Annotated in this window: 12 protein-coding genes; 6 read left to right on the top strand and 6 right to left on the bottom strand. The window is 36.6% G+C overall.

All coding sequences use genetic code 11. The annotated features are described in order from the left end of the window. The 6 genes from metH to H7254_RS04100 all read left to right on the top strand — a co-directional run. A partial coding sequence (gene metH, locus H7254_RS04125; RefSeq protein WP_301931779.1) for a methionine synthase occupies positions 1-2,529 on the top strand: 2,529 nt, incomplete at its 5' end. A 109-nt stretch (positions 2,530-2,638) separates the two neighbouring features. Then, entirely contained in the window at positions 2,639-3,460 is an 822-nt protein-coding gene (locus H7254_RS04120) for a hypothetical protein (protein WP_301931778.1), read from the top strand. Between the two features lie 43 nt (positions 3,461-3,503). After that, entirely contained in the window at positions 3,504-4,271 is a 768-nt protein-coding gene (locus H7254_RS04115; protein ID WP_301931777.1) for an exodeoxyribonuclease III, read from the top strand. Positions 4,272-4,278: 7 nt separating this feature from the next. After that, positions 4,279-4,584, top strand: coding sequence for a DUF4286 family protein (locus H7254_RS04110; protein WP_301931776.1), 306 nt, complete (start codon positions 4,279-4,281; stop codon positions 4,582-4,584). A gap of 270 nt (positions 4,585-4,854) precedes the next feature. Further along, on the top strand, positions 4,855-5,124 hold the full coding sequence (locus H7254_RS04105) for an HU family DNA-binding protein (protein ID WP_301931775.1): 270 nt from the start codon (positions 4,855-4,857) through the stop codon (positions 5,122-5,124). An 83-nt stretch (positions 5,125-5,207) separates the two neighbouring features. Then, positions 5,208-5,324: a 30S ribosomal protein THX gene (locus tag H7254_RS04100; RefSeq protein WP_301931774.1), complete on the top strand. Its 117-nt coding sequence runs from the start codon at positions 5,208-5,210 to the stop codon at positions 5,322-5,324. A gap of 67 nt (positions 5,325-5,391) precedes the next feature. On the opposite strand, the gene pdxH is transcribed toward H7254_RS04100, so the two are convergent. The 6 genes from pdxH to rpsI all read right to left on the bottom strand — a co-directional run. Then, a complete protein-coding gene (pdxH, locus tag H7254_RS04095) occupies positions 5,392-6,033 on the bottom strand; it encodes a pyridoxamine 5'-phosphate oxidase (protein WP_301931773.1) in 642 nt (213 codons plus the stop codon). A 146-nt stretch (positions 6,034-6,179) separates the two neighbouring features. Further along, positions 6,180-6,674: a hypothetical protein gene (locus tag H7254_RS04090; RefSeq protein ID WP_301931772.1), complete on the bottom strand. Its 495-nt coding sequence runs from the start codon at positions 6,672-6,674 to the stop codon at positions 6,180-6,182. A gap of 203 nt (positions 6,675-6,877) precedes the next feature. After that, on the bottom strand, positions 6,878-7,591 hold the full coding sequence (gene pyrH, locus H7254_RS04085) for a UMP kinase (RefSeq protein WP_301931771.1): 714 nt from the start codon (positions 7,589-7,591) through the stop codon (positions 6,878-6,880). A gap of 125 nt (positions 7,592-7,716) precedes the next feature. Beyond that, positions 7,717-8,538, bottom strand: coding sequence for a translation elongation factor Ts (tsf, locus tag H7254_RS04080; RefSeq protein ID WP_301931770.1), 822 nt, complete (start codon positions 8,536-8,538; stop codon positions 7,717-7,719). Between the two features lie 88 nt (positions 8,539-8,626). Continuing rightward, the gene (rpsB, locus tag H7254_RS04075) at positions 8,627-9,517 is read right to left on the bottom strand and encodes a 30S ribosomal protein S2 (protein WP_301931769.1); all 891 of its coding nucleotides are present in this window, start codon (positions 9,515-9,517) and stop codon (positions 8,627-8,629) included. Between the two features lie 75 nt (positions 9,518-9,592). Then, positions 9,593-9,754, bottom strand: a 162-nt coding sequence (gene rpsI, locus H7254_RS04070) for a 30S ribosomal protein S9 (RefSeq protein ID WP_301931780.1), incomplete at its 5' end; no start/stop codon positions are given.

Raw genomic sequence — 9,754 nt, 5'->3', positions numbered from 1 at the left:
GGGGCACAGATAATAGACATCAACATGGATGATGCTATGCTGGAAGGCGTGGAAGCAATGACCACTTTTTTAAACCTGGTACAGGCCGAGCCTGACATTGCCAAGATCCCGATCATGATTGATTCTTCAAAATTTCAGATTATTGAAGCAGGGTTAAAATGTGTACAGGGTAAATGCATTGTTAACTCCATCTCAATGAAAGAGGGAGAAGCAAAATTTATTGAGCAGGCATTTATTTGCCAGAGCTATGGCGCATCTGTAATTGTAATGGCGTTTGATGAAGTAGGCCAGGCAGATACCAAAGAACGCAAAATTGAAATATGCCACAGGGCTTACAAGATATTAACAGAACAGGTAGGTTTTCATCCACAGGATATTATTTTTGACCCCAATATTTTTGCCATTGCAACAGGCATTGAAGAGCACAATAATTATGCAGTTGATTTTATTGAAGCCACTGCTGAAATAAAAAAATTAATGCCACTTACCAAAATAAGCGGAGGTGTTAGCAATGTATCCTTCTCTTTCAGAGGAAACGATCATGTACGGGAAGCTATACACAGCGTTTTCCTGTATTACGCCATCAAAGCGGGGATGGATATGGGTATTGTAAATGCAGGCCAGTTGGTAGTATATGATGAAATTGAACCTACTTTACGAAACTTGTGCGAAGAGGTGATTCTGAACAAAAACAATGATAACAATGAAGCCACTGAAAAATTAATTATACACGCCGAAAAAGTTAAGGCAAAAGGTAAGGTAGAAATAAAGGATGAAAAGTGGAGAAATGATCCGGTTGAAAAACGCCTTTCGCATGCTCTTGTAAATGGCATTACAGATTATATTGATGCTGATACGGAAGAAGCCCGTCAAAAATATCCTAAACCCCTTGATGTAATTGAAGGCCCGTTAATGGATGGAATGAACATTGTGGGCGACTTATTTGGTGCAGGCAAAATGTTTTTGCCGCAGGTAGTAAAAAGCGCCCGGGTAATGAAGAAAGCCGTGGCAGTACTTACCCCTTTTATTGAACAGGAAAAAGAAGACAGGAAACAGGCCCACCTGGCAGCAGGCACTACAAACGAAGAAGCTGCCGGTGCCGCAAAAATTTTACTGGCAACGGTAAAGGGTGATGTGCATGATATAGGTAAAAATATTGTTGGTGTGGTATTGGGTTGTAATGGTTATGATATTATTGATTTGGGTGTAATGGTGGCAACAGATAAAATTTTAGATGCCGCCAAAAAAAACAATGTAGACATCATAGGGCTCAGTGGCCTTATTACGCCTTCTCTTGATGAGATGGTACATGTGGCGCATGAAATGAAACGCAGGGGAATGACACAGCCTTTATTAATTGGCGGTGCCACTACCAGCCGTATGCATACTGCTGTAAAAATTGCACAGGAATATGACAATGGTGTAATTCATGTATTAGATGCCAGCCGCAGTGTAACCGTTGCCGGCAGCTTGTTAAGTAAAGAGCAGAAGCCAGATTTTTTAAACGGAATAAAAAATGAGTACCATAAATTAAAAGAAGATTTTGCCAACCGCAAAACAATAAAAAATTATTTACCTTTTGTTGAGGCGCAGCAAAACGTTGCAGCCATTGACTGGGATAATTTTACGCCGGTTACTCCAACGTTTACAGGCACTAAAAAATTTGAAAACTATGACCTTGCAGAAATTGCCGGGTACATTGACTGGCAACCTTTTTTTATTGCCTGGGAAATGCATGGTAAGTTTCCTGCCTTGTTAACAGATGAAGTAATTGGTAAAGCGGCAACCAACCTCTACAGTGATGCAAAAAAAATATTACAAAAAATTATTGAGGAGAAATGGTTAACAGCAAGAGGTGTTATCGGTTTTTGGCCAGCTAATAAAACAGCTTCGGATACAGTTACTATAAACATCGGTAATACAGATATTGAATTACAATTTCTAAGGCAGCAAATTAAAAAAGCGGCCGGCCAGCCCAATTTATCTTTAGCAGATTTTATTGCGCCTAAGGGTTTTACAAAGCAGGATTACATTGGTGCCTTTTCAGTAACTATTGAAGGCATTGAACCGCACATTAAAAAATTCGAAGATGCTCTGGATGATTACAACAAGATCATTTTACAGGCATTGGCAGATCGTTTTGCAGAAGCATTTGCAGAAGTGCTGCACAAAAAAACCAGGCTGGAGTATTGGGGTTATGTTAAAGAAGAACATTTATCAAACGATCAACTGATTAAAGAAGAATACCAGGGTATTCGCCCGGCACCTGGGTATCCTGCTTGTCCGGACCATACAGAAAAATATAAACTGTTCAACCTGCTCGGCGGCGAAGAAACAACAGGGATTCATCTTACCGAATCTTTGGCCATGTATCCGGCATCATCCGTTTGTGGCTGGTACTTTGCCAATCCGGCTAGTAAATATTTTGGCGTTGGAAAAATAAATCAAGATCAGTTAAAAGATTATACCCAACGAAAACAAATACCGTTGGAAGAAATGAAAAGATGGTTAAGTCCTATACTGGATTAACAAGGCTGCTTTATAATGTTTAATAAAGATCATATTAACTAACTCCCAATAATAACAGCAACACATTTGCTTTTTGGCTATTTTTACCATGTAAAGAAAACACTGTTTAATGAAGCATAAAAAAAATATCCTACCCGTCGTCTTATTGTTTTTATTCACCTTGATTGAATTTTCTGCCGCTGCACAAAGCAAAAAACCGCAAAGAAAAAAAGAGTTCTATTTTTCATGGGGATATAATAAAGAATGGTACACCAACAGCAATGTAAAAATAAACCAGCCATCTCTTGGTAACAACTACAGTTTTGTAAATATTAAAGGGCACGATCACCCGGGTTGGGATGAAGGCCTCTTTACCAAAGCGATTTCCATACCTCAATACAATTACCGGATCGGGTTATTTGTAAATAAAAAAAAGGGGCTCGCATTTGAGATCAATTTTGATCATACCAAATTTATATTTACCGACCAGCAGGCCAGAATTAAAGGCACACTTAATAGCAAAACTGTTGACACTACTGTTAACTTTTCTCAACCAAATGGCTTTTATTATTACCTTAACAACGGTGCAAATTTTTTACTTTTCAATGTTGTAAAACGCTGGCATTGGTATGCAGATAAAAAAGAAAAAATTAAAATTGATTTTTTAGGTAAAGCCGGTATTGGGCCTGTTATACCTCATGTAGAAAATGCTTTTTTTGGTCAGAAAAATAAACAGGGTTTTCAATTTGGTGGTTGGAACATAGGTGCCGAAGCTGCTATCAGGGCAACTTTTTTTAATTATGTTTACCTTGAATATTCCAACAAACTTGACTATGCCCGTTACTCTAATTTAAAAGTTTATGAAGGTACTGCCAGGCATGCCTTTGGTACTTATGAAATGGTTTTAAATTTGGGGTTTACTTTTCCTGCAGGTGGAAAAATGAAAAATTAATTTCGTATCAATTTATTTAAACGATTAGCAAAATTCTTACGTCATGCGTATCATCTCTTACAATGTAAATGGCATCCGTGCAGCTTTTAAAAAAGGTTTTATAGATTGGCTTAAAACTAACCCTGCAGATATTATTTGCCTGCAGGAAACAAAAGCCACTAAAGACGATGTTGATTTTAAACAACTGGATGAACTGGGTTTTCATCATCATTGGTTTAGTGCGCAAAAAAAGGGCTATAGTGGCGTTGCTATTTTTTCAAAAATAAAACCGGATAATGTAGTGGTTGGTTGTGGTCTTCCTTTAAGCGATAATGAAGGCAGGATAATACAGGCAGATTTTGGTGATATCCGTTTAATTAATGCTTACTTTCCTTCAGGAACCTCTGGTGATGAACGGCAGGGTTTTAAATACGTTTGGCTGAATGAATTTCATACCTGGGTGAATACATTAAAAATACAATTTCCAAAATTAATTTTGACCGGCGATTATAATATTGCCCACAATGAAATTGACATTCACGATCCCAAAGGCAATAAAAAATCTTCTGGTTTTTTACCACAGGAAAGAGAATGGATGACTAAATTTTTAGCCAGTGGCTGGATAGATACCTTTCGTGAATTTCACCCGGAACCTCACCGCTATAGCTGGTGGAGCCAGCGTTTTCCTACAGTAAGGTTAAACAATAAGGGCTGGCGCATTGATTACATCACGGTTACAGAGCCATTAAAAAAACAATTGGTAGATGCGGATATTTATCCGGATGTAAAACACAGTGATCATTGCCCTATATTTTTAGAAATTAAAAATTGATCAGGATATGTACATCTATAACGTTACAATAAAAGTTGATAATAATATAAAGCATGAATGGCTGCAATGGTTGAAAGAAGAACATATTCCCGACATGATTGGTACCGGATGTTTTACAGAAGCAAGTATACTGCACTTGTTAGAAACAGATGATTCAGAAGGACCTACTTATGCAGTGCAGTATAAGGCAGAAAGCAAGAGCTTGTACAACCAATACATCGAAATATTTGCAGGCACTATACGCCAAAAATCTTTTGATAAATGGGGAAATAAATTCATTGCATTTCGCTCAATAATGCAGGTTGTTAACTAAATGTGTAAAATAAAAACTGGTTGTTTATCAACCTAAAAGCCGCATGGGGATTGACTTTAAAGCCAATTTAACTAAAAGCCGCTACCATACTGCATTACAGGCAATATTTAAAGTTTAATAGGTTTATATATTGCTTGTTAAAATGCCCAAATCCCTTATTCATTGCGGTTTTCAGCGTTTTATTATAAATAATTTTTTATAGAAAAAAATTTGTTGCAATAAAAAACCTTCTATATTTGTTGCAGTTAATAAAATTTCAAAAAATAAATTATGAACAAAGCAGAATTAATTTCAAAAATTGCTGAAGATGCTGGCATTACAAAAACACAAGCCAATGCAACTTTAGACTCTTTTGTAGAAGCAGTAACAAAAACTTTAAAAGGAAATGGTAAAGTAACTTTAGTTGGTTTCGGTACTTTTTCTGTATCTAAAAGAGCTGCCCGTAACGGACGCAATCCACAAACTGGCGCTGTTATTAAAATTAAAGCTAAGAAAGTAGCTAAATTTAAAGCTGGTAAAGAATTGTCTGGTAAATTGTAATGTTTGCCCAAACACATTAAAAAGCAAGACATGTTATGGTCTTGCTTTTTTAAACTTATTTAAATAAACTAAAATAAAATACTATGGGACGTGGAGATATTAAAACCAAAAAAGGTAAAATTACAAAAGGATCTTTTGGTAAATCAAGGCCATCAAAGCCAGCTAAAAAAAATGTAGCACCAAAGCCTAAAGAAGCCTGATAAAATTAAATGATAATGGATAATTGTTGCTATTATTAGTTTTCAATTATCTGTTATCAAATGATTGCTAAGGAGCTAATCTTTCAATTTTCCAGTCACCTTCTTTTAGTAAAGTATATTGCAAGCGGTCGTGTAAACGGCTTTCCCTTCCTTGCCAAAACTCTATCAATTGTGGCTTCAGGCGATAGCCACCCCAATGCAAAGGACGAACAATTTGTTTTCCTTCAAATTGCTTACTGTAAGTTGTTACATTATTTTCAATGACTTCCCTGTTTTCAATTACAATGCTTTGCGGTGATGCCCATGCACCAATCTGGCTTCCAGATGGTCTTGATAAAAAGTAAATATCACTTTCTTCATTGCTCACTTTCTCTACCATACCTTCAATCCTTACCTGGCGTTCTAACTCCTTCCAAAAAAATACAATACTTGCCTGTGCATTAAACGCAAGTTGCTTTCCTTTATGGCTTTCATAATTGGTAAAAAAAACAAAGCCCCTTTCATCATAATCCTTTAATAAAACAATTCTTGCTGAAGGTTTGCCATCTGGTGTAGCAGTTGCCAGTGTCATGGCATTAACTTCTTCTATGGAACTATTGATTGCCTCCTGCCACCATTTAGTAAACTGTTGTATGGCATTGCTTTCAACATCTATTTCATTTAATTTTTCCATCTTATACTCCTTTCTTATATCCGCTATATTATTCATATTTAAATTTTTTTTTACAAAATCGTGCTAAATAAGGAACATTAAAAAGTATCTAAACACTATTAAGTAAAGATACTTTTGAATTCTTTCATTCATGCTTGCCTGCAAAATTTAAGCATGTAATGCAACTGTTTTTACAGGTTAATTTATTCTTTTAAAGCTGACAGTGCTTTCCATTCATCTCTTTCCTGTTCTGCATCCGCCAAAAGGCTTTCGAGTTCTGCTATGCGGCTGCCTTGCTGTTGCAATAAAAGATTTTTGTTTTTTAAATCCTGTACCTGGGTCTGTAGATCTGTTACAAGTATTTGCAAATAGTTATATTGCTGCCGCAGGTCTTCCAGTTGATGTTTAAATCCTACACTCTGCCCATTTTGCAGCTCCATTTGTATGTTGACAACACTTTCCTTTTCTGTTGAAGGGTTATCCATAAAATTGTGCAGAAGTTCCATTTCCATTACCTGGTTATCAAGCCTGCTTGTTAATTCATTGTTGTTGCCAAGCTGCTGCTTTATTACCAGCATTTCCCGTTCCTTAACAGTTGCATTAAATTCATACTCTTCCACCCTGGCCCTAAGGCCTGCATTTTCTGATACCAGTTGTTTTAGCTGAATCAATAAATCATTTGCATCGTTATTCTCCATAATTATCCAGATAAAAAAATGTCTGTAATTTTTAAAAAATTGCTGTGCTACTTTAACTAAAATAATTGCTAAAACCAGTAATCTGAAAATTCTTCGCCAATCTTAAGATACAAAATAATCAGTAATCATTTATTCAGTAAGGTCAATAAAACAAAAAAGCTTCCGGCATTGTTTACCGGAAGCTTTTAATTATAAAACTTTATTTAGACTCTTACCAATGTACCTACATTTTCTCCTGTTACTACTTTTAATAAATTCCCTTCTTTGTTCATATCAAAAACAATGATGGGTAATTCATTCTCCATACACAAAGTAAAAGCAGTCATATCCATTACTTTCAGATTTTTGCTGATGCATTCATTGAAAGTAATATTCTCAAATTTGGTTGCAGCAGGATCTTTTTCAGGATCGGCAGAATAAATACCATCTACCCTTGTTCCTTTTAAAATTACTTCTGCCTTAATTTCTATGGCCCTTAAAGAGCCTGCAGTATCTGTTGTAAAATAAGGATTGCCTGTACCTGCTCCAAATATAACTACCCGTCCTTTTTCCAAATGTCTCATTGCCCTGCGACGAATATAAGGCTCTGCAATTTGTTCCATTTTGATAGCACTTTGCAAACGTGTATAAACTCCTGCTCTTTCAAGACCACTTTGTAAAGCCATCCCGTTAATTACGGTAGCGAGCATGCCCATGTAGTCTCCCTGAGCTCTTTCAATTCCTGTTTCAGCTTCGTTCATTCCCCTATAAATATTTCCACCACCAATTACAATTGCTACCTGAACGCCTAAATCCGTAATGCTTTTAATATCCTTTGCATACCTTGCTATAACATCGCTGTCTAACCCAAAATTTTTATCGCCCATTAAGGCTTCACCTGATAATTTTAGAAGAATCCGTTTGTACTTTGGTGGCATAAGGTGTAATATTTTTTGCGATGCGAAGATATAGTTTTTAAACTGCCCTGATAATTTTTATAGAATCAACCTATAAAAAAAGCGAAACTTTCGTTTCGCCTTTTTTTAAAATATATTCGGGAAAATTATCCCAAAGCCACTCTTTTGAATTCTACAATCTTTAGTTCGCTATCTACGCTTTTTAAATAATCTGCCACAGATTTACTGTTATCTTTTACAAAAGCCTGAGCCAGTAAAGTATTATCCTTAAAAAATTTATTTACTTTACCCACTGCAATTTTTTCAGCCATTTCAGCCGGTTTGCCTTCTGCTTTAATTTGTTCAATAGCAATTTCTCTTTCTCTTGCAATTGTTTCAGGAGCGATAGATGTTTCATCAATGGCCAAAGGATTCATTGCTGCAATCTGCATCGCAACATCTTTACCTGCTTCCACTGCATCTTTATTAAAACCAACCAATACACCCATACGGTTTGCGCCATGGATGTAAGAAGCAACATAAGCAGCCTCAACACGTTCAAATTTGATTGCAATTTTTTCACCAATAGCAGCTAATTTATCATTGATTAGTTCAGATACTTTAGCACCGTTTATTACTACTTCATTTAACTCTTCTGCACTTTTTACATCGTTGGCAATGGCTGCATCCATAATGCTTTGAGAGAAAGCAACAAATTCTGCGTTCTTACTTACAAAGTCAGTTTCGCAACTGATGCAAACAATAATACCGGTTTTATTATCGGCAGTAGTTTTTGCCAATACAACGCCTTCTTTTGTTTCTCTGTCGCTGCGTTTTGCAGCCACTTTTTGCCCTTGTTTACGTAACCAGTCAATAGCTGCTTCAAAATCGCCATTGCTTTCAGTTAATGCTTTACGGCAATCCAACATGCCGGCTCCGGTTGATTTACGCAGATTGTTGATATCAGCTGCGGTAATTGTTGCACTCATAATTATATTTTTTAACTTAAAAATTCACCTGCTGTCAGGCAAATGAATTTTTGTAAAATTGTAAGATTGTTAATTAAAGAACTGAGTTTTACCTTGGACCACTACCGCCGCCTGTTGCTGGTCTTCTACCACCTGCTCCCGGACCTGGTACACGACGTTTAGTTGGTGCAGCACCTCTTGCTCTTTTATTTCTATCATCACTGCTGTCTGCCTTTTGTTCAAAACGGGCAGCTTTAGCTTCTGCTGTTTCGTCACTGTCGCTGCTGCTATCATCATCATCTTTTTCAGCTAAACGTTCTGCCAAGCCTTCAGCAATTGCTGCAACGATATAGTTAACAATAATGGCAATAGATTTTGTTGCATCATCATTTGCAGGGATTGCAAACTCCACTTTATTTGGATCACAGTTTGTATCAACCATACCAAATGTGGTAATGTTTAAACGTTTTGCTTCTGCCAATGCAATGTGCTCGTGACCGATATCAACCAAAAATAATGCTGCAGGTACACGGCTAATTTGTGCAATACCGCCCAACACTTTTTCCATTTTATCCTTATCACGGGTAAGTGTTAAACGTTCTTTTTTGGTAAGATTATCAATGCTACCATCGTTTAGCATTTTTTCGATGCTTTGCATTTTTTTCACACTCTTACGAACTGTGTTGAAATTGGTAAGCATACCACCTAACCAACGTTCTGTTACATAAGGCATATTAATGCGTTTGGCGCAATCAGAAACAATTTCTTTGGCTTGCTTTTTTGTAGCAACAAACATTATTTTTTTACCACTTTTTGCAATTGATTTTAATGCAGCAGCAGTTTCCTGTAAACCTTCTACAGTTTTGTTCAGGTCAATAATGTGGATGCCTTTTTTTTCAGCAAAAATGTAAGGTAACATTTTAGGATTCCACTTCTTTTTTAAGTGACCAAAGTGAACGCCTGCTTCAAGAAGTTGCTGTTGTAAGGAAGTATTTTCCATGATAATAATTTGATAATTTGATAATTTATTAATTTGAAAACGAAATACCATTCCATTCCTTTAGGGAATTGGCGGTTAACGTTTGCTGAACTGGAAGCTTTTTCTTGCTTTTTTACGACCTGGTTTTTTACGCTCAACTGAACGTGGGTCACGTTTGAGCATACCTGCTGCTTTCAATACAGGGCGATAATCTGCACTAACTTCCAGCAATGCACGGGCAATCCCCAATTTAGCTGC

Source organism: Ferruginibacter sp., assembly GCF_014377975.1.
GTDB lineage: Bacteria > Bacteroidota > Bacteroidia > Chitinophagales > Chitinophagaceae > Ferruginibacter.
Note: the sequence above shows the minus strand (reverse complement) of the source record. Positions and strands in the feature narration are given on the sequence as shown.

Bases quoted from the DNA above. Each gene is read 5' to 3' on its own strand.
- H7254_RS04120 (WP_301931778.1), top strand. From the start codon at position 2,639: ATGAAGCATAAAAAAAATATCCTACCCGTCGTCTTATTGTTTTTATTC.
- H7254_RS04115 (WP_301931777.1), top strand. From the start codon at position 3,504: ATGCGTATCATCTCTTACAATGTAAATGGCATCCGTGCAGCTTTTAAA.
- H7254_RS04110 (WP_301931776.1), top strand. From the start codon at position 4,279: ATGTACATCTATAACGTTACAATAAAAGTTGATAATAATATAAAGCAT.
- H7254_RS04105 (WP_301931775.1), top strand. From the start codon at position 4,855: ATGAACAAAGCAGAATTAATTTCAAAAATTGCTGAAGATGCTGGCATT.
- H7254_RS04100 (WP_301931774.1), top strand. From the start codon at position 5,208: ATGGGACGTGGAGATATTAAAACCAAAAAAGGTAAAATTACAAAAGGA.
- pdxH (WP_301931773.1), bottom strand. From the start codon at position 6,033: ATGAATAATATAGCGGATATAAGAAAGGAGTATAAGATGGAAAAATTA.
- H7254_RS04090 (WP_301931772.1), bottom strand. From the start codon at position 6,674: ATGGAGAATAACGATGCAAATGATTTATTGATTCAGCTAAAACAACTG.
- pyrH (WP_301931771.1), bottom strand. From the start codon at position 7,591: ATGCCACCAAAGTACAAACGGATTCTTCTAAAATTATCAGGTGAAGCC.
- tsf (WP_301931770.1), bottom strand. From the start codon at position 8,538: ATGAGTGCAACAATTACCGCAGCTGATATCAACAATCTGCGTAAATCA.
- rpsB (WP_301931769.1), bottom strand. From the start codon at position 9,517: ATGGAAAATACTTCCTTACAACAGCAACTTCTTGAAGCAGGCGTTCAC.